This window comes from Dryocola sharpae (genome assembly GCF_051307055.1).
GTDB lineage: Bacteria > Pseudomonadota > Gammaproteobacteria > Enterobacterales > Enterobacteriaceae > Dryocola.
Map to the genome: position 1 here is coordinate 454,880 of NZ_CP149994.1, position 18,896 is coordinate 473,775.

Sequence of the window (18,896 nt, forward strand, 5' to 3'; positions counted from 1 at the left end):
ATCAGCGCCGCGTCAGCAGAACGCCCAGCACGACGCCAATCGCCGCACCGATACCAACGCCGGTCCATGGGTTTTCACGCACGTAATCCTCCGCTTTAGCCGCTGCTTCACGCGTTTGTTTCGCAATCACATCGCTGGTCTCGCCCAGGCGATAACGGCTCTCTTTCAGCGCCTTTTCCGCCTTGCCGCGCAGTTTTTCCAGTTCGCTTTTCGATTTGTCCGTCGATGCGCTCAGCACCTCTTCAAGGGTATCTGCCAGGGATTTCAACTCAGCGCGTAAATGTTCTGATGTAGTATCTTTTGACATAGTTCTCTCTCCAGGTGTTTGAGGATAATCCTTAAGATTTAATAATCACGCGCTTCTAACGTTTTCAGCTCGTGTTCTGCTGCAGATAACTTTTGTTCCCGCTTGCTAATTTTGCCCGGGTCGCCTTTCCGGCGCGCTTCCTGAAGATCCGCTTTACGTTCGGCGATCTCTTCTTTTTGTTTGTTGATTTTTTTCTGATGCTCAGCGCGCAAGCCGCTGTCGCTACAGTTAGCGCGCAGCTCCCGAAGCGCTTTGTTCAGCCCTTCGATACGGTGCTGATTTTGATGCTTTTCCGCATAGCCGATTTCACGCTGTATATCCGCCTCTTTCTCGCTGCACAGTGATGCAGCCTGCGTGGCAGAAGTGAGTGACAGCAAAACGATAGCCAGTACGGTACGGTAATTCATGATAGTGACCTTCCATTGTGATCGGGTGTGCTGGCCGCGAAGCCCGGCACGCATAGTCCAGTAATGCTGATAAAGACGCTGATTTCTGACGGTTAATGCAGATTCAAGCATAGTCAGGAATTGGGTAAAAACCCAATCCCTGTTTAACAAATTAAGAATTCTGGAGAGGGGCTAGCCGATGCGATCGCCGTGGGTGCGCAGGCGCGACAGCCATGTGCTGGCGCCGTTATCATCATCGTGCTGAGCAATAACATAGCCATGCGGCAGCGTTTTATAGAGCACCGCTTTGGCGGCTTCACTCTGCGCGCTGGAATCAAACTTAATTAATAGCGAGTCGTTCTCCGGCGTAATGCTGTTAAAACGGATGCCGTTAGCATCCAGGTGATGCCAGACAAAAAAACCATCGGGCATGCTGATGCCCTGCTGGCTGGCGCTGATTTGCAGGGTGGACTCCGTTCTTTGCATCCCGGACCACACAAGGCAGGCGCTTGCAGCAAGGCAGACGAACAGCGCCGCCACCCGCAGGCGACGCGTAAATGCTATTTTCATTGTTATTCCTCTAGCCGCGGTTACCGTATTTTTTACGCCAAAGCACAATTAACGAACCGATCAGGCCAAACACCAGCAGCACGACGGGCAGCAGCATCAGGCAGGACATCAAGGCATCTTCATATTTCAGGAATACCGGCGTTTTGCCGAGTAAATAGCCCAGCGTGGTGAGGATCAAAACCCACAGCAGGCCGCTCATCCAGTTGAAAAACTGAAAGCGAGCATTATTCAGACCAGAAATACCGGCAATAGTTGGTAACAGAGTGCGAACAAAAGCAATAAATCTGCCGATCAGCAGCGCGGACAGACCGTGCTTATGGAAAAGATTATGCGCGCGTTGATGATAGTGGGCCGGAAGATGCGAAAGCCAGTTCTGCACGATGCGCGTGTTTCCGAGCCAGCGCCCCTGAATATAGCTGAGCCAGCAGCCCAGACTTGCCGCGGCGGTAAGTAAAATGATGGTTTCCGGAAAACCCATCGCGCCTTTAGCAATCAGCACGCCCACTAATACTAAAAGGCTGTCGCCCGGCAGAAAAGCGGCTGGAAGCAATCCATTTTCCAGAAAGAGAATCATGAACAAGACAAAATAGAGCATGCCAATCATCCCTGGATTAGCTAGCGTTTCAAAATCCTGGCTCCACAGAGCGTTAAGCAGTTGCGTCAAAAGTTCCATTCAGTGTTCCTGGCACATCGATTAAGGCCGCCGGTTTAAATAGGGTCGGAGAAGTTTAACGGCACCGTCAGGATTTTTATTAAGCCGTCCGCGCCTACAGCCTGATGAAAGCGTATCGCCACCGTTCCCTGTGAAGGCGATACAGGCCGGTGAAGGAGAAGCGGGCCCGCACCGGCGATGAAATTACGTCTAATTGTAACAAAGCCATGCGCAATGCGTCACAGTATTTGTGCTTTGTTGAGCATTGATTTTGCTTACCGGGGGAGGGGCTGGCGAGGGTATTTACAAACGCTGACACTATTGGCTGGTTTGCTTACCCTCGGGCGGGAAAATAACTATTTTTGCGTGCTTGTCGCCGTATCGAGGTGAACCACGGGGTTTTCCGTAAACAGATAGCGGTCGGCATTGAATTCAAAATCATCGCTGGTAGCGTTAAACAGCATCTGCTTGGTGTTTTCAAGGTGCTGCCACATCGCGAGTTTTGCGGCATTCGGGTCTTTACGAATTAAGGCCTTAAGAATGTTATCGTGGTCGTCGCACCAGTTGTCCACCGTGCGCTTATCAATGTGTTCGTGGAGTTTTTTCCAGTAAGGGTTATGAATACGCTGGCTCCACATTTTCTCAACGATCGCCGCCAGCGCGCTGTTCTGCGTAGCAAGGGCTACCTGAATATGGAAATTGAGATCCCACTCGGAATCACGGAAACTTTGCTCATTGCGCGCCATTTCCTGGATTTCCATCAGTTTTACGATGTCTTGCTTGGTGACCTGGATCGCGGCGAACTCAGCGATATTGCTCTCAATAAGCTGGCGTGCCTGCAGCAGTTCAAAAGGGCCAAAGCTTGCAAATTCAAAGCGTTCATCGGGAATAGCGGTGTGCTTTGCCTGGCTGGAAATAACATGAATGCCGGAACCTTTACGCACCTCCACATAGCCTTCCACTTCCAGCATGATGATCGCCTCGCGCACCACGGTGCGGCTGACGTTCTTCTCTTCAGCGATAAAGCGCTCTGCCGGGAGTTTTTCGCCTGGCTGGTATACGCCATTTTCAATGCGATATTTTAGTTCAGCGGCCAGCTGCTGATAAAGGCGACGAGGTTCCATGATTTCCATACGTGGCTCCGTGAGGTACGGCGGGATACTTGATTTGTTATACCACTTTTCTCACTTTCGCTCCACCGCGCAGAGAGGTCAGAAATAGAAAAGCCGCCGTTAAGGCGGCCTGATTAAGAACAGCAGGATTAAGGCTGGGTGACAGCCGGACCGGGCCGGTGGGTATTGGTCAGCTCGTTAATCGGCTGGTTCTTCAGCACGGTCCAGATAACAACCGCGCCGAGCAGGTCAAACACGGCGAGGGCTGCGAACAGCGGGCTAAAGCCGAGGGTATCCGCCAGCGCGCCCACAACCAGCGCAAACAGGGTGCTTGCCGTCCATGCGGCCATGCCGGTCAGGCCGTTGGCGGTGGCAACTTCGTTACGGCCGAATACGTCGGAAGAAAGCGTAATCAGCGCGCCGGAAAGCGCCTGGTGAGCGAAGCCGCCGACGCACAGCAGGGCTATCGCCGCGTAAGGGCTGGTGAACAGACCGATAGTCCCGGGCCCAATCATCAGCACCGCGCCCATGGTTACGACCATTTTGCGGGACACAATCAGGTTCACGCCAAACCAGCGCTGGAACAGCGGTGGAAGGTAGCCGCCAACAATACAGCCGAGGTCGGCGAACAGCATCGGCATCCAGGCGAACATCGCGATGTGTTTTAAGTCAAAGCCGTAGACTTTAAACATAAACAGCGGGATCCAGGCGTTGAACGTGCCCCAGGCTGGTTCCGCCAGGAAACGCGGCAGGGCGATGCCCCAGAACTGGCGGTTCTGCACGATCTGCCAGGCGGACATTTTTTTGCTGTTGTTGACCTGGTGGTGGGCTTCCTGGCCGCCAATGATGTACTCGCGCTCACCTTCGGTTAATTTTTTCTGATCGCGGGGATGCTTGTAGAAGAACAGCCAGGCCATGGCCCAGGCGAAGCTCAGCACGCCGGAAATCACAAAGGCCATCTGCCAGCTGTGCATTAAAATAGCCCAGACCACTAACGGCGGGGCGATCATCGCGCCAATAGATGAACCGACGTTAAAGTAGCCCACCGCAATAGAGCGCTCTTTCGCGGGGAACCATTCGCTGCTCGCCTTAAGGCCGGCAGGGATCATGGCTGCTTCCGCGGCGCCTACCGCGCCACGCGCCACGGCCAGGCCGCCCCAGCTTCCCGCAAGCGCCGTAGCGCCGCAAAAAATAGCCCAGGCGATGGCAAAGAAGGCGTAACCGATTTTTGTGCCCAGCACATCAAGCACATAGCCCGCAACGGGCTGCATAATGGTATAGCAGGCAGAATAGGCTGCAATGATATAGGAATATTGCTGCGTGGAGATGTGCAGCTCCTGCATCAGCGTAGGCGCGGCGGCTGCCACGGTATTACGAGTAAGATAGCCCAGCACGGTGCCCGTTGTTACGAGCGCAATCATGTACCAGCGCAAGCCTTTAATCTTTCGCATTTCGAACCTCATCCCGTCATATAACAGCGGCATAAACGCGGCTGTAATTCAGGCTGTGCCTGAGTATTGTTCTGTTGAGGGGCTCATGCCGGGGTGTTATCCGGTAAGACCCGTATCTTGCCATCTGAAAAATTGCCTTCGGCAAATCCGGTGTCCGTACCGTCGTGCGCTATTTGTCATGTCAGCGTCTGCATCTGTCCGTAGTCCGTGATATTGCGACGGCTGCAAGATAACTTGTCATACAGCTTTAAAAGTTGAGTGACATCACAAAAGCGTTTAACAGCGCTATTCAGGGCGCTGGCGGCTCTCAGGCCAGAAGTGGTGCGGGTTTATGGCGTCTTTTAAACGAAGTATTAACAATAAATGTGTGGTTTTTGTGATGAATACCTCAAAAATCCACTCGGTCCGGGCAAATTGGTGTGATAACTTTGTTTGCATTATGCGCAAGCATCAGAACTGCTCTGACTGAGGAATGCCAACAATGAACCAGTTTATGACTGAAGATTTTCTTCTGGATACCGAATTTGCCCGTCGTCTGTACCACGAATACGCTAAGGATCAGCCGATCTTCGACTATCACTGCCACCTTCCACCGCAGCAGGTCGCTGAGAACTATCGCTTTAAAAACCTGTATGACATCTGGTTAAAAGGCGATCACTACAAGTGGCGCGCGATGCGCACTAACGGCGTGGCAGAGCGCCTGTGCACCGGTGATGCAAGCGACCGCGAAAAGTTCGATGCCTGGGCTGCGACCGTGCCGCACACTATCGGCAACCCGCTCTATCACTGGACGCACCTGGAGCTGCGCCGTCCTTTCGGCATTACCGGCAAGCTGCTTTCCCCGACAACCGCGGATGAAATCTGGAGCCAGTGCAACGATCTGCTGGCGCAGGACGATTTCACCGCCCGCGGCATCATGAAACAGATGAACGTGAAGATGGTCGGCACCACCGACGATCCCGTCGACGATCTGCGCTATCACCGCCAGATTGCAGAAGACGGTTTTGATATCAAAGTGTTGCCAAGCTGGCGTCCCGACAGAGCCTTCAATATTGAACAGCCGACCTTTGCCGACTACCTGAGCAAACTGGCGGAAGTCTCTGATACCGATATTCGTCTTTTCAGCGATCTGCAAGCCGCGCTGGGCAAACGTCTCGACCACTTCGCCGCTCATGGCTGCAAGGTGTCGGACCACGCGCTGGACGTGGTGCTGTTTGCCGAAGCGGACGAGGCTACGCTTGATGGCATTCTGGCGAGCCGCCTGGCCGGCAACGAATTAAGCGAGCATCAGGTGGCGCAGTTTAAAACCGCCGTGCTGGTCTGGCTGGGGTCTGAATACAGCCGTCGCGGCTGGGTGCAGCAGTATCACATCGGCGCGCTGCGCAACAATAACCTGCGCCAGTTCAAACTGCTGGGCGCGGACGTGGGCTTCGACTCCATCAACGATCGTCCGCTGGCCGTCGAGCTCTCCCGCCTGCTCAGCAAGCAGAACGAAAGCAACGAGCTGCCGAAAACCATCCTTTACTGCCTGAACCCGCGTGATAACGAAGTCATCGGCACTATGGTCGGCAACTTCCAGGGCGAAGGGATGCCGGGAAAAATGCAGTTTGGCTCCGGCTGGTGGTTTAACGATCAGAAAGAGGGCATGGAACGCCAGATGACGCAGCTTGCGCAGCTGGGCCTGCTGAGCCGTTTTGTCGGCATGCTGACCGACAGCCGCAGCTTCCTCTCCTACACCCGTCATGAATATTTCCGCCGCATTCTGTGCCAGATGATTGGCCGCTGGGTGGCCGCGGGCGAAGCGCCAGCCGACATTAACCTGCTTGGCGACATGGTGAAAAACATCTGCTTTAACAACGCCCGTGATTACTTCGGCATTGAACTGAACTAATCAGGCACTGAGGTTGATATGCAATACATTAAGATCCATTCGCAGGACAACGTCGCCGTCGCGTTAGTGGACCTGGCTGAAGGCGAAGTCGTGACCGTTGAAGGCGCCGATATTACCCTGCGCCAGCCGGTGGTACGCGGCCATAAATTCGCCCTGTGCGCGATTGCTCAGGGCGAAAACGTTATCAAATACGGCCTGCCGATTGGTCATGCTCTGACGGCGATTGAAGCGGGCGAATATATCCACTCGCACAATGCGCGTACCAATCTGAGCGATGTGGATGAGTATCGCTATCAACCTGATTTCCAGGCGCTGGCGGCTCAGGCTGCGGATCGCGAGGTGAACATCTATCGCCGCGGCGACGGCGCGGTTGGCGTGCGCAACGAACTGTGGATCCTGCCGACCGTGGGCTGTGTGAACGGCATCGCGCGGCAGATCCAGAATCGTTTCCTGAAGCAGAACAACGATGCGGAAGATATCGACGGCGTTTTCCTTTTCAGCCATCCGTTCGGCTGCTCGCAGCTGGGCGAAGACCACATCAATACCCGCACCATGCTGCAAAATATGGTGCATCACCCGAATGCGGGGGCGGTGCTGGTGATTGGCCTGGGCTGTGAGAACAACCAGGTTGACGCCTTCCGCGAAACGCTTGGCGAATACGACCCACAGCGCGTCCGCTTTATGATCTGCCAGCAGCAGGACGATGAGGTGGAAGCGGGGCTGGAACAGCTACAGCAGCTTTATGAGGCGATGCGCCACGACAAACGCGAGCCGGGCAAACTCAGCGAGCTGAAATTCGGCCTGGAGTGCGGCGGCTCGGACGGCTTATCCGGCATTACCGCCAACCCGATGCTGGGGCGTTTCTCCGATTATATGGTGGCAAACGGCGGGACAACCGTGCTGACGGAAGTGCCGGAAATGTTCGGCGCGGAACGCATTCTGATGAGCCACTGCCGCGACGAAGCGACGTTTGAAAAAACCGTGACGATGGTAAACGATTTCAAACAGTACTTTATCGCGCATAACCAGCCGATCTATGAAAACCCGTCGCCGGGCAATAAAGCCGGCGGCATCACCACGCTTGAGGAAAAATCTCTCGGCTGCACGCAAAAAGCCGGGGAGAGCGAAGTTGTCGACGTGCTGCGCTATGGCGAACGTTTGAAAACGCCGGGGCTGAATCTGTTAAGCGCGCCGGGCAACGATGCGGTAGCTACCAGCGCGCTGGCGGGCGCAGGCTGCCATATGGTGCTCTTCAGCACCGGCCGCGGCACGCCGTACGGCGGTTTTGTGCCGACGGTCAAAATCGCCACCAACAGCGAGCTGGCGGCGAAGAAACCGCACTGGATCGATTTTGACGCCGGGCAGCTGCTTCACGGTAGCGACATGCCCACGCTGCTGGCCCGGTTTATCGATACCATCGTCGCTATCGCTGACGGCAAAAAGACCTGCAACGAACGTAATGACTTCCGCGAACTCGCCATTTTCAAGAGCGGCGTGACGCTGTAAGCCGCTTTACAGGACGGGTAAGCAACGCGCCACCCGCCAGTTTTTTGGTGGATGGCGCTGGCGCTTATCCACCCTACACAGCTCCAGGGCTGGCAAGGACATGTCATGACCGCGTATTGGATTGCCCAGGGCGTCGGCGTACTCGCTTTTCTGGTCGGGATAACCACTTTCATTAACCGCGACGAGCGGCGTTTCAAGCTTCAGCTCGCGGGCTACAGCGCTATTATCGGCCTGCACTTTTTTCTGATGGGCGCAACGCCTGCGGGCATGAGCGCTGAGCTCAATGCCGTCCGCACCGTCATCTCTTTACGTACCCGCAGCCTGTGGGCGATGACGATTTTCATCGCGCTGACGCTTGGCCTTGGGCTGGCGAAAATTCACCACCTGATTGAATTACTGCCGATTATTGGCACCGTGGCCAGCACATGGGCGCTGTTTCGCAGCAAGGGGCTAACCACACGCTGCGTAATGTGGTGCTCCACCGCCTGTTGGGTGACGCATAATTTCTGGCTGGGTTCGATTGGCGGCACGCTAATTGAAGGAAGTTTTCTGGTGATGAACGGGCTGAATATCATTCGCTTCCGGCGTATGCAAAAAAGCGGGGTCGATCCGTTTAGCGTGGAAAAGAAAGCGCAGATTCAGGAATAATCCCCCGCCGTTACCGGCGAGGGAGGAAGCAATTAACTACGTAAAGGAGCTTTGCTCGCCAGACGCGCATCTTCTGCCTGACACGCGGCTGCGGTGAACAGCACGTCGGTTGAGGAGTTGAGCGCGGTTTCGCAGGAATCCTGCAGCACGCCGATGATAAAGCCAACCGCTACGACCTGCATGGCTATCTCGTTAGGAATACCGAACATACCGCAGGCCAGCGGGATCAGCAGCAGCGAACCGCCCGCCACGCCCGAAGCGCCGCAGGCGCACAGCGAAGCCACAATGCTCAGCAGCAGAGCCGTCGGCAGGTCTACCGCTACGCCCAGGGTATGCACTGCCGCCAGCGTCAGCACGGTGACGGTAATGGCCGCCCCGGCCATATTGATGGTGGCGCCAAGCGGAATGGAGACCGAATAGGTATCGCGGTCCAGGTTCAGCTTTTCACACAGGGTCATATTGACTGGAATGTTAGCGGCGGAGCTGCGGGTAAAGAAGGCGTAAACGCCGCTTTCACGCAGGCAGGTAAACACCAGCGGGTACGGGTTGCGGCGGATTTTGTACCACACCAGCAGCGGGTTGACGACGAGCGCCACGCCCAGCATACAGCCAATGAGCACCAGCAGCAGCTGTGCGTAGCTCCACAGCGTGTCAAAACCGGTGGTGGCGAGCGTTGAGGCAACCAGCCCGAAGATACCGATCGGCGCAAAGCGAATCACCGCCCTGACAAGAAAGGTCACTGCGCCAGAGAAGTCGTTAATCAGGTTTTTGGTAGATTCATTCCCGTGACGCAGGGCGAAGCCCAGACCCACAGCCCACACCAGAATGCCGATATAGTTGGCGTTTAACAGCGCGTCAATCGGGTTGGAAACCATGCTCATCAGCAGGCCGCGCAGAACCTCAACGATGCCGGAAGGCGGGGTGATATCCGTTGCGCCAGTGACGAGATGCAGCATAGAAGGAAAGACAAAGCTGACGACGACGGCGGTCAGCGCCGCAGCGAAGGTTCCCAGCAGATAAAGGAACAAAATAGGGCGGATACTGGTTTTTTGTCCGTGCTGATGGTTGGCGATAGAAGCCATCACCAGCATCAGAACCAGCACCGGCGCGACCGCCTTCAGCGCGCCCACGAACAGCGTGCCTAACAAGCCTGTCGCAATGGCGGCAGGCTTTGAAACCAGCGCCAGCGCAATGCCGAGCACCAGACCAACCAGAATCTGTTTAACCAGACTGCCCTGCGCCAGGCGCTTAATCAGTCCCGGGGATTGTGTTGCCATTTAATACCTTCCTGTAGTGTGTCGTCTCATTCCGCCGCTGTACTCTGGGGCACTTCAGTGAGCGGATGTAAAAAAATGTGTTTGCCTGGTCGAGTATAAGGAAAAGCGGCGGGGCAGGAAGCGTTAATGACTAAATATTTAGCCTCTATCCAGGTTTTATAACTACTCATTAACAAGTTTGTGACATTGTCGACAAATGCCGGGGAAAGGGTTCACTTCGTTTCGGCGGATGGGGCAGCGCTGATCCGTCCTAAGAGCCAGTCCAGGCCAAAGAGTGGGGCGGATAAACGTTCGCGCCATCCGCCAGTTATTCATGCGGATGGCGCAGAAGGGATTACTTAGCTAATTTCTTACGATCGTTGCGGGCGTTCGCTACGGCATTAATCACCAGCGTCAGCGCCAGAATGCCGCCCACCACGCCCAGCGAGACAGCAATCGGGATATGCCAGAAATCGACGATCAGCATCTTCACGCCGATAAATACCAGGATAACCGCCAGGCCGTACTTCAGCATCGAGAAGCGTTCTGCCACGCCTGCCAGCAGGAAGTACATGGCGCGCAGGCCGAGGATGGCGAACAGGTTAGAGGTCAGGACGATAAACGGGTCGGTGGTTACCGCAAAGATAGCCGGAATGCTGTCGACCGCGAAAATCACATCGCTCAGTTCAACCAGAATCAGCACCAGCAGCAGCGGCGTCGCGAACAGCAGGCCATTTTTGCGCACGAAGAAATGTTCGCCTTCGATGCTGTCCGTCATGCGCAGATGACCGCGCAGCCAGCGCACCAGCGGCTTGTCGCCGATACCGCCTTCGTCTTCTTTCGCCAGCGCCATCTTAATGCCGGTGAACAGCAGGAACGCGCCGAACACGTAAAGCAGCCACTCGAACTGGGTAATAAGCCAGCTGCCCGCGAAGATCATCACGGTACGCAGCACGATCGCGCCCAGCACGCCGTAGACCAGCACGCGACGCTGTAAGGCCGCAGGAACGGAGAAATAGCTGAACAGCATCAGCCAGACGAAGACGTTATCCACCGCCAGCGCTTTTTCAATTAAATAACCGGTCAGGAAGGCGAGAGCCTGGGTATCCGCCACTTCGCGCCCGGAAGTGCCGGTGAGATACCACCAGAAGGCGGCGTTAAACAGCAGGGAGAGCGTAACCCACACCATAGACCAGGCGGCGGCCTGCTTCATGGACATGGTATGCGAGCCTTTCCGGCCCTGAAGCAGAAGGTCGATTGCCAGCATGATGACAACGACGACGGCAAAAGCGCCCCACAGTAATGGCGTGCCAACACTATTCATAAGAGATTCCTTCAAAACAAAAACGGCCAACGTCGGAAGACGCCAGCCGCTTTCGCTTGCAACAGGGATCTCGCCTTCCGGCAAGGTCTCACTTACAGCGCGGAACGGTTTTTAAATAAACCATTCGCAGTGCCCGGTAACCGGATGCTGAGCATCGTAATGACGATTAACCGGCAATGAAGTTACTCCCCTTTGCGCGTAACAAAATATTACGAGACATAAACGCCGTCAATATAATGCCGGAAGACCTTACACAGCTTTACGCCGTGAGAGAGGCAGGAACGTCATCCGCCGGGAATTTCACTCCGGTTTGCGCACGGATTTCCGTGGCCAGGGCAGAGGTGATGCGCGAGGTGGCTAGCCCCGGATGATTCACCTCGTTGTCTGCCACCAGGCGGGCAAAGGTTTCGGCTTCATACAGCATAGTGTTGATATGCTGCGGCAGCGACAGATCCTGCGGCTTGCCGCCGCGTGGCACAAACGTAATGCGCTGGCATTCAGAAATCTTCTCGATAACCAGCGAACCCGCTTCGCCCTGAATCTCGCTCGGAATTACCGAATCGCTGACTTTTGAGTGCAGCAGATTCACATCGAAAACGCCGTAGTTCATCTGCACGGAGCCGTGGGCGTCCACGCCGCTTTCCAGCAGGCAGGCCGTGGCATGAACGGCCTGCGGCTGGCCCCACAGCGCCACGGCGCAAGCCAGGGTATAGAAGCCGATATCCATAATGGAGCCGTTGGACCAGGCCGGGTTGAAGGTGTTGGGGTTTTCGCCGTCCAGATAGCGCTGATAGCGGGAAGAGTACTGGCAGTAGTTGAGCAGCACCTTGCGGATCTTGCCGACCTTTGGCAGCGCCTGTTGCAGAGCGATGAAATTCGGCAGGCTCGCGGTTTTAAAGGCTTCGAACAGCACCACGTTATTTTCCCGCGCGCAGGCAATGGCGGCTTCAACTTCACGAATATTAGAAGCGAGCGGCTTCTCGCAAATCACATGCTTTTTATGGCTTAGAAACAGCAGGCTTTGCGGCGCATGCAGCGCGTTCGGGCTGGCGATATAAACCGCGTCAATCGCATCGCTCTTTGCCATCGCGTCAAGATCGGTAAACAGATGCTCAACCATATAGTCGTTGGCAAAGGTCTGGGCCTGCTCAAGGGTGCGGGAATAGACGGCGGCAAGTTTAAAGCGGCCGCTTTCATGGGCGGCATCAATAAACTGACGGGTGATCCAGTTAGTTCCAACCACGGCGATACGTATCATAAAAGGTCATCTCTCCGGTTTATCTGGCGGGTGGCGCGCTGCTTACCCGCCCTACATTTATGCAAATCAGGGCGGGTAAGCGCAAGCGCCATCCACCGGTATGTTACGCGGGTATGCAATGTAGGGTGGATAAGCGTAAGCGCCATCCACCGATATAAAACGTCGGTAGCAAAGCAGGGCGGATAAGCGCAGGCGCCATCCACCGATATGTTACGCCGGTACGCAACGTAGGGCGGATAAGCGCAGGCACCATCACCGATATATTACGCCGGTACGCAACGTAGGGTGGATAAGCACAAGCGCCATCCACCGGTATATTACGCCGGTTCGCAACGTAGGGTGGATAAGCATAAGCGCCATCCACCGATATGTTACGCGGGTATGTAATGTAGGGTGGATAAGCGTAAGCGCCATCCACCGGTATGTTACGCGGATACGCAACGTAGGGTGGATAAGCATAAGCGCCATCCACCGATATGTTACGCCGGTTCGCAACGTAGGGTGGATAAGCATAAGCGCCATCCACCGATATATTACGCCGGTTCGCAACGCAGGATGGATAAGCGTAAGCGCCATCCACCGATGTAGAACATCGGTAGCAAGTAGGGTGGATAAGCATAAGCGCCATCCACCGACATGTTACGCCGGTTCGCAACGTAGAATGGATAAGCGCAGGCACCATCCACCGATATATTACGCCGGTACGCAACGCAGGGTGGATAAGCGCAAGCGCCATCCACCGATATATTACGCCGGTTCGCAACGCAGGACGGATAAGCGTAAACGCCATCCATCGATATATTACGCCGGTTCGCAACGTAGGGTGGATAAGCGTAAGCGCCATCCACCGATATATTACGCAGAACCTTTCAAAGCCAGCTGCGTCAGCCACAGGCGGGTATCAAACTCAAACTGGTGATACTGCGGTTCCATATGGCAGCAGAGCGAATAAAACGCCTTGTTGTGATCTTTCTCTTTCAGGTGCGCCAGCTCATGCACCACGATCATGCGCAGAAAGGCTTCCGGCGCGGATTTAAAAACCGTCGCCACGCGAATCTCTGCTTTCGCCTTGAGCTTGCCGCCCTGTACGCGGGAAATCGCCGTATGTAATCCCAGCGCGTTATTCAGCACGTGAATTTTACTGTCGTAAGCGACTTTGTTGATGGGCGGCGCGTTGCGCAGATACTGGCTTTTCAGATCCTGCGTGTAGGCGTAAAGCGCTTTATCCGTCGCGACGTTATGGGCGTCGGGATAGCGTTTTTGCAGCACCTCGCCAAGGCGCTGCTCGGCAATCAGCGTACGAACCTGCGAAAGCAAATGCTCGGGATAGCCGTTTAAGTAAGTCAGTTCGCTCATGCTTGTCTCAGGTTGGCAGAAAAAAGGGTATACTCACGCCCCCATTCGGGGATAAGCCGAAATTTTACCATCCAGGAGGGCCGATGAGCCAATCAGACAACGGTTTCCGTTCACTGACACTAAAACGTTTCCCGGAAACGGACGACGTCAACCCGCTGCAGGCGTGGGAAGCGGCGGATGACTATCTGCTGCAACAGCTGGACAATACCGAAATCAGCGGCCCGGTCCTGATTTTTAACGATACCTTCGGCGCGCTTGCCTGCGTGCTGGCCGAACACAAACCTTACAGCATTAGCGACTCGTATCTTAGCGAGCTGGCAACCCGCCAGAACCTGAGCAATAACGAGATCCCTGAATCCAGCGTCACCTTCCTGGACAGCACGGCGAAATACCCGGACGCACCGACTATCGTGCTGATAAAGATCCCTAAAACGCTGGCGCTGCTGGAGCAGCAGCTTCGCGCCCTGCGTAAAGTGGTGACGCCTGAAACGCGCATTATCGCCGGCGCCAAAGCTCGCGACATTCACAATTCCACGCTGGAGCTGTTCGAGAAAATCCTCGGCCCAACCACCACCACGCTGGCCTGGAAAAAAGCGCGCCTGATCAACGGCACCTTTACCAATCCGGAGCTGAAAGACGCGCCGGAAACCCTGAGCTGGAAGCTGGCCGGCACGCCGTGGACCATTCATAACCATGCGAATGTTTTCTCCCGCACGGGCCTGGACATCGGCGCGCGTTTCTTTATCGAGAATCTGCCGACCGGCCTGGAAGGCGAGATTGTGGATCTGGGCTGCGGTAACGGCGTGGTGGGCTTGCACCTGCTGGAGCAGAACCCGGAGGCGAAAGTGGTATTTGTGGATGAGTCGCCGATGGCGGTGGCATCCAGCCGCCTGAACGTTGAAATCAACATGCCGGAAAACCTGGACCGCTGCGAGTTCATGATTAACAACGCGCTGTCCGGCGTGGAGCCTTACCGCTTCGACACTATTCTGTGCAACCCGCCGTTCCACCAGCAGCATGCGCTGACCGACCAGGTGGCGTGGGAGATGTTCCACCATGCGCGCCGCTGCCTCGTAAACAACGGCGCGCTGTACATCGTGGCCAACCGTCACCTGGACTACTTCCGCAAGCTGAAGAAAATCTTCGGCAACTGCGAAACCGTGGCGTCCAGCACCAAATTCGTGGTGTTAAAAGCCGTGAAGTTAGGCCGCCACCGCTAAATTTCCAGCGCTAAACGGGTGCCCTGCGCAATTGCGCGCCGGGCATCCAGCTCCATCGCCACGTCCGCCCCGCCAATTAAATGCAGCGTTTTCCCCAGCTCGCGTAACGGCTCCGCCAGCTCACGGCGCGGATCCTGACCGGCACAGATAATCACGTTGTCCACCGCCAGCGTCTGCGGTTCGCCGCTTATAGTGATGTGCAGCCCTTCGTCATCGATACGTTCGTAGCTTACGCCCGCCAGCATCTTCACGCCGCGCGCCAGAAGCGTGGTGCGATGTATCCAGCCCGTTGTTTTGCCCAGGCCCTCGCCCGGTTTACTGGATTTACGCTGCAGCATCACAATCTGGCGCGGGCTTTTCGCCAGATGCGCGCCCTCAGGACGCAGGCCGCCCGTGTGCTGCAGGCTGGTATCAATACCCCATTCCACGCAGAACTCCGCGATATTCTGGCTGGTGGATTCTCCTTGCTGGCTCAGGTACATCGCCGTATCAAAGCCGATGCCGCCCGCGCCGATAATCGCCACCCGCTCGCCGACGGGGGTTTTATCGCGCAGCACGTCGATATAGCTCAGCACTTTGGGATGCATAATGCCGTCGATAAGCGGCATGCGCGGCTCGATGCCACAGGCGAGAACCACCTCGTCGAACTCCCGCAGCATCGGCGCGGTGACGTACTGGTTCAGACGAATATCAACGACCGTTAACCGCAGCATGCGCCGGTAATATCGCAGCGTTTCGTAAAACTCTTCCTTGCCGGGGATCTGTTTGGCGATATTAAACTGCCCGCCGATTTCCGCCGCCGCGTCGAACAGCGTCACTTTGTGACCACGCCCCGCTGCGTTCACCGCAAACGCCAGGCCCGCAGGCCCCGCGCCAACGACCGCCAGATTTTTAACGGTTTTGGCAGGCACGATCGGCATTTTGGTTTCGTGGCAGGCGCGCGGGTTAACCAGACAGGAGGTCACTTTGCCCATGAAAATCTGGTCGAGGCAGGCCTGGTTACAGCCGATACAGGTATTGATCTCATCTTCACGGCCCTGCTGCGCCTTGGAAACAAGCTCGGCATCGGCCAGGAAAGGACGTGCCATCGAGACCATATCCGCGTCGCCGCCGGCGAGGATCTCCTCGGCGGTTTTTGGATCGTTGATGCGGTTGGTGGTGACCAGCGGGATCGAAACCAGGCCTTTGAGCTTGCGCGTCACCCAACTGAAGGCGCCGCGGGGAACGGGCGTGGCGATGGTTGGAATGCGCGCTTCGTGCCAGCCGATGCCGGTATTAATCAGCGTGGCGCCAGCCGCTTCAACTGCTTTTGCCAGCTGCACCGCTTCGTCAAACGTGCCGCCGCCGTCGACCAGGTCGAGCATCGAAAGGCGATAAATAATAATGAACTCCGGCCCGACTTTTTCCCGCACGGCGCGCACAACCTCCACCGCAAAACGCATACGGCGCGGATAATCGCCGCCCCATTCATCGTCGCGCTGGTTGGTGCGGGCGGCTAAAAACTGGTTAATCAGATACCCTTCCGAACCCATGATTTCCACGCCGTCGTAACCGGCCTGTTTTGCAAGGCCTGCGCAGCGGGCAAAATCTTCAATCAGCGCCAGGATCTCGCCGTGCGTCAGCGCATGGGGTTTAAAGCGGTTGATGGGAGCCTGAATGGCGGAAGGCGCAACCGGACCGGGCTGATAGCTGTAGCGCCCGGTGTGCAGAATTTGCAGCGCGATCTTGCCGCCTTCGCGGTGAACCGCATCGGTAACAGCCTGATGGTGGGCAAGCTGGCTTTCATCGTTGAGCACCGCGCCGCTTTCCACGCCAACGCCGGAAGGCGAGGGGGCGATGCCGCCGGTGACAATCAGCGCCACGCCGTGCCGGGCGCGCTCGGCATAAAACGCCGCCAGCCGTTCGGCGCCGTCGGGATGTTCTTCAAGGCCGGTGTGCATGGAACCCATCAGCACGCGATTTTTCAGGGTGGTAAAACCAAGATCGAGCGGGGCGAACAGCGACGGATAGCTCATAGTCTCTTCCTGGAAATTTATAATAGTTATGTGGTCGGATGAGTTAACAATCTAGCGTGGCGCGCCGGGAATGGAAAAAAGGGATTGAGCGATTGTGACGGGATTCAAAGAACGGTGTTGCGGCAGGGAGAGGATATAACAGCAGGGCGTCAGCTTATCCACCCTGCAGAGTTGTGCTTATTCCCCTTCTGCGCTGGCTTTGAAAAAAGGGAATATATTTTCGCCGGGCGGATAAGCCTGCGCCATCCCTCTGGCCGCGGTGGACATTGGTGGATGGCGCGATCACTTATCCACCCTACAAAATCGAGGGCGTGGGGAATTAACGCCTGCGACCGCCCATAATGCTGCCCAGCACGCCGCGAATAATCTGCCTGGTCACCTGCCGCGCCGCGCTCTTCGCCATGGTCTGCACCACGCCATCTTTCTTGCCGCCGCGCGGCCCGGTGGTGCCGAACAGGATATCTTTCAGCCCGCCGAGAATACCGCCGTCTACGGCTACCGCGTCGCCTTTCGCCGGCGGCGCGTTCTGCTTCTCGCCCGCCGCTTGCACATCTTTTTGCAGCCGTTCATAGGCGGACTCGCGGTCTACCGCTTCGTCGTATTTGCCGTACAGCGGAGAATGGTTCAGCAGGCCGTTGCGCTCATCAATCGTCACCGGGCCCATGCGCGAGCAGGGCGCAATCACCATCACGCGCTCCACGACCGTTGGGCTGCCTTTCTCGTCGAGGAAAGAAACCAGCGCCTCGCCGGTGCCCAGTTCCTGAATCGCCTTCTCGGTATCAAACGCCGGATTAGCGCGCATGGTTTGCGCCGCTGTTTTCACCGCCTTCCGATCTTTTGGCGTAAAGGCGCGTAACGCGTGCTGAACGCGGTTACCGAGCTGACCCAGCACGGTATCCGGAATATCCGACGGATTCTGGGAAACAAAATAAACGCCCACGCCTTTGGAGCGGATAAGCCGGATCGCCTGCTCGATTTTATCCAGCAGCACCTGCGGGGCATCGTTAAACAGCAGGTGCGCTTCGTCAAAGAAAAACACCAGCTTTGGTTTATCCAGATCGCCCACCTCCGGCAGCTGCTCGTACACTTCCGAGAGCATCCACAGCAGGCTTGCGGCATACAGCTTCGGCATCTGGTAGAGCTTCTCCGCCGAGAGAATATTGATGATGCCTTTGCCGTCGGCGCTGGTGCGCATCCAGTCTTTGATATCCAGCATCGGCTCGCCGAAGAAGTACTCCGCGCCCTGCTGCTCAAGCTGCAACAGCCCGCGCTGGATAGCGCCCACTGAGGCGCTGCTGATATTGCCGTACTGGTTCTGGAACGACTTAGCGTTATCCCCGATGTACTGCGTGGCGGCGCGCAGATCTTTAAAATCGAGCAGCAGCAGGCCCTGGTCGTCGGCAATGCGGAAGATGATTTGCAGCACGCCGGACTGCACCTCGTTGAGGTTAAGCAGCCGGGAAAGCAGCAGCGGCCCGAGGTCCGAGATGGTGGCGCGCACCGGATGACCCTTCTCGCCAAAAATATCCCACAGCACCACCGGATTGCCGTGCGGCGACCAGTCCGTCACGCCAATTCGGGCAAGCCTGGCCAGCAGCTTTTCCGACTCCGCGCCTTCTTCGGCCACGCCGGTTAGATCGCCTTTCACATCGGCCATAAATACCGGCACGCCGATGGCTGAGAAGGATTCCGCCAGTTTTTGCAGCGTGACCGTTTTGCCGGTGCCCGTTGCGCCGGTAATCAGCCCGTGGCGGTTGGCCATGGCGGGCAGTAAATGAAGTTGTTTATCGATAGTTCTGGCAATCAGCAGCGGCGCGGTCATGATTGGTTCCCCGGGGCGACATTTCCATAATCATAGCAATCGCATAGAGAACGTCATCAGCATCTTCCCAGGTTTGCGGCAGGCCTCGCACCAGAGTCTATGCTTTCCATACGTCTTACAAA

Annotated in this window: 16 protein-coding genes; 4 read left to right on the plus strand and 12 right to left on the minus strand. The window is 56.3% G+C overall.

The window, feature by feature from the left end:
• Nucleotide 1: 1 nt before the first annotated feature.
• The 6 genes from WLO31_RS02205 to WLO31_RS02230 all read right to left on the minus strand — a co-directional run bounded on the left by WLO31_RS02205 (nt 2) and on the right by WLO31_RS02230 (nt 4,478).
• Nucleotides 2-307 (minus strand): DUF883 family protein, encoded by a 306-nt coding sequence (locus WLO31_RS02205; RefSeq protein ID WP_167614598.1) that lies wholly within the window; start codon nt 305-307, stop codon nt 2-4.
• Between the two features lie 38 nt (nt 308-345).
• Nucleotides 346-714 carry a DUF1090 domain-containing protein gene (locus tag WLO31_RS02210; RefSeq protein WP_435928902.1) on the minus strand — a complete coding sequence of 123 codons (369 nt, stop codon included), beginning with the start codon at nt 712-714 and terminating at the stop codon, nt 346-348.
• Nucleotides 715-885: 171 nt separating this feature from the next.
• On the minus strand, nt 886-1,263 hold the full coding sequence (gene mzrA, locus WLO31_RS02215) for an EnvZ/OmpR regulon moderator MzrA (RefSeq protein WP_435928903.1): 378 nt from the start codon (nt 1,261-1,263) through the stop codon (nt 886-888).
• Between the two features lie 10 nt (nt 1,264-1,273).
• A complete protein-coding gene (gene yqjA, locus WLO31_RS02220; protein WP_435928904.1) occupies nt 1,274-1,936 on the minus strand; it encodes a DedA family general envelope maintenance protein YqjA in 663 nt (220 codons plus the stop codon).
• A 335-nt stretch (nt 1,937-2,271) separates the two neighbouring features.
• Complete coding sequence (gene exuR, locus WLO31_RS02225) at nt 2,272-3,048, minus strand: transcriptional regulator ExuR (protein ID WP_435928905.1); 777 nt, start codon at nt 3,046-3,048, stop codon at nt 2,272-2,274.
• A 128-nt stretch (nt 3,049-3,176) separates the two neighbouring features.
• Nucleotides 3,177-4,478, minus strand: a complete 1,302-nt coding sequence (locus tag WLO31_RS02230; RefSeq protein WP_435928906.1) for an MFS transporter — start codon at nt 4,476-4,478, stop codon at nt 3,177-3,179.
• Nucleotides 4,479-4,959: 481 nt separating this feature from the next.
• Here WLO31_RS02230 and uxaC point away from each other — a divergent pair, with 481 nt between their 5' ends.
• The 3 genes from uxaC to WLO31_RS02245 all read left to right on the plus strand — a co-directional run bounded on the left by uxaC (nt 4,960) and on the right by WLO31_RS02245 (nt 8,523).
• Nucleotides 4,960-6,369, plus strand: coding sequence for a glucuronate isomerase (uxaC, locus tag WLO31_RS02235; protein WP_435928907.1), 1,410 nt, complete (start codon nt 4,960-4,962; stop codon nt 6,367-6,369).
• Between the two features lie 18 nt (nt 6,370-6,387).
• A complete protein-coding gene (locus WLO31_RS02240; protein ID WP_435928908.1) occupies nt 6,388-7,875 on the plus strand; it encodes a UxaA family hydrolase in 1,488 nt (495 codons plus the stop codon).
• Between the two features lie 105 nt (nt 7,876-7,980).
• Nucleotides 7,981-8,523, plus strand: coding sequence for a YgjV family protein (locus tag WLO31_RS02245; protein ID WP_435928909.1), 543 nt, complete (start codon nt 7,981-7,983; stop codon nt 8,521-8,523).
• Between the two features lie 32 nt (nt 8,524-8,555).
• On the opposite strand, the gene sstT is transcribed toward WLO31_RS02245, so the two are convergent.
• From sstT to WLO31_RS02265, 4 genes are all read right to left on the minus strand, one after another.
• Nucleotides 8,556-9,800: a serine/threonine transporter SstT gene (gene sstT, locus WLO31_RS02250; protein WP_435928910.1), complete on the minus strand. Its 1,245-nt coding sequence runs from the start codon at nt 9,798-9,800 to the stop codon at nt 8,556-8,558.
• A 334-nt stretch (nt 9,801-10,134) separates the two neighbouring features.
• Nucleotides 10,135-11,103, minus strand: a complete 969-nt coding sequence (locus WLO31_RS02255; RefSeq protein WP_435928911.1) for a TerC family protein — start codon at nt 11,101-11,103, stop codon at nt 10,135-10,137.
• A 259-nt stretch (nt 11,104-11,362) separates the two neighbouring features.
• The gene (locus WLO31_RS02260; protein ID WP_435928912.1) at nt 11,363-12,361 is read right to left on the minus strand and encodes a Gfo/Idh/MocA family protein; all 999 of its coding nucleotides are present in this window, start codon (nt 12,359-12,361) and stop codon (nt 11,363-11,365) included.
• Between the two features lie 855 nt (nt 12,362-13,216).
• Nucleotides 13,217-13,717 carry a M48 metallopeptidase family protein gene (locus WLO31_RS02265; RefSeq protein WP_435928913.1) on the minus strand — a complete coding sequence of 167 codons (501 nt, stop codon included), beginning with the start codon at nt 13,715-13,717 and terminating at the stop codon, nt 13,217-13,219.
• Between the two features lie 83 nt (nt 13,718-13,800).
• On the opposite strand from WLO31_RS02265, the gene rlmG reads away from it, so the two are divergent.
• A complete protein-coding gene (rlmG, locus tag WLO31_RS02270; protein WP_435928914.1) occupies nt 13,801-14,937 on the plus strand; it encodes a 23S rRNA (guanine(1835)-N(2))-methyltransferase RlmG in 1,137 nt (378 codons plus the stop codon).
• Here the strand turns inward: rlmG and WLO31_RS02275 are convergent.
• Together WLO31_RS02275 and WLO31_RS02280 are read right to left on the minus strand one after the other, a co-directional pair.
• Nucleotides 14,934-16,952 (minus strand): FAD-dependent oxidoreductase, encoded by a 2,019-nt coding sequence (locus WLO31_RS02275; RefSeq protein WP_435928915.1) that lies wholly within the window; start codon nt 16,950-16,952, stop codon nt 14,934-14,936. The two genes, rlmG and WLO31_RS02275, sit on opposite strands and share 4 nt — an antisense overlap.
• Nucleotides 16,953-17,271: 319 nt before the next feature.
• On the minus strand, nt 17,272-18,774 hold the full coding sequence (locus tag WLO31_RS02280) for a helicase HerA-like C-terminal domain-containing protein (RefSeq protein ID WP_435928916.1): 1,503 nt from the start codon (nt 18,772-18,774) through the stop codon (nt 17,272-17,274).
• Nucleotides 18,775-18,896: the final 122 nt, after the last annotated feature.

Bases quoted from the DNA above. Each gene is read 5' to 3' on its own strand.
- WLO31_RS02205 (WP_167614598.1), bottom strand. From the start codon at position 307: ATGTCAAAAGATACTACATCAGAACATTTACGCGCTGAGTTGAAATCC.
- WLO31_RS02210 (WP_435928902.1), bottom strand. From the start codon at position 714: ATGAATTACCGTACCGTACTGGCTATCGTTTTGCTGTCACTCACTTCT.
- mzrA (WP_435928903.1), bottom strand. From the start codon at position 1,263: ATGAAAATAGCATTTACGCGTCGCCTGCGGGTGGCGGCGCTGTTCGTC.
- yqjA (WP_435928904.1), bottom strand. From the start codon at position 1,936: ATGGAACTTTTGACGCAACTGCTTAACGCTCTGTGGAGCCAGGATTTT.
- exuR (WP_435928905.1), bottom strand. From the start codon at position 3,048: ATGGAAATCATGGAACCTCGTCGCCTTTATCAGCAGCTGGCCGCTGAA.
- WLO31_RS02230 (WP_435928906.1), bottom strand. From the start codon at position 4,478: ATGCGAAAGATTAAAGGCTTGCGCTGGTACATGATTGCGCTCGTAACA.
- uxaC (WP_435928907.1), top strand. From the start codon at position 4,960: ATGAACCAGTTTATGACTGAAGATTTTCTTCTGGATACCGAATTTGCC.
- WLO31_RS02240 (WP_435928908.1), top strand. From the start codon at position 6,388: ATGCAATACATTAAGATCCATTCGCAGGACAACGTCGCCGTCGCGTTA.
- WLO31_RS02245 (WP_435928909.1), top strand. From the start codon at position 7,981: ATGACCGCGTATTGGATTGCCCAGGGCGTCGGCGTACTCGCTTTTCTG.
- sstT (WP_435928910.1), bottom strand. From the start codon at position 9,800: ATGGCAACACAATCCCCGGGACTGATTAAGCGCCTGGCGCAGGGCAGT.
- WLO31_RS02255 (WP_435928911.1), bottom strand. From the start codon at position 11,103: ATGAATAGTGTTGGCACGCCATTACTGTGGGGCGCTTTTGCCGTCGTC.
- WLO31_RS02260 (WP_435928912.1), bottom strand. From the start codon at position 12,361: ATGATACGTATCGCCGTGGTTGGAACTAACTGGATCACCCGTCAGTTT.
- WLO31_RS02265 (WP_435928913.1), bottom strand. From the start codon at position 13,717: ATGAGCGAACTGACTTACTTAAACGGCTATCCCGAGCATTTGCTTTCG.
- rlmG (WP_435928914.1), top strand. From the start codon at position 13,801: ATGAGCCAATCAGACAACGGTTTCCGTTCACTGACACTAAAACGTTTC.
- WLO31_RS02275 (WP_435928915.1), bottom strand. From the start codon at position 16,952: ATGAGCTATCCGTCGCTGTTCGCCCCGCTCGATCTTGGTTTTACCACC.
- WLO31_RS02280 (WP_435928916.1), bottom strand. From the start codon at position 18,774: ATGACCGCGCCGCTGCTGATTGCCAGAACTATCGATAAACAACTTCAT.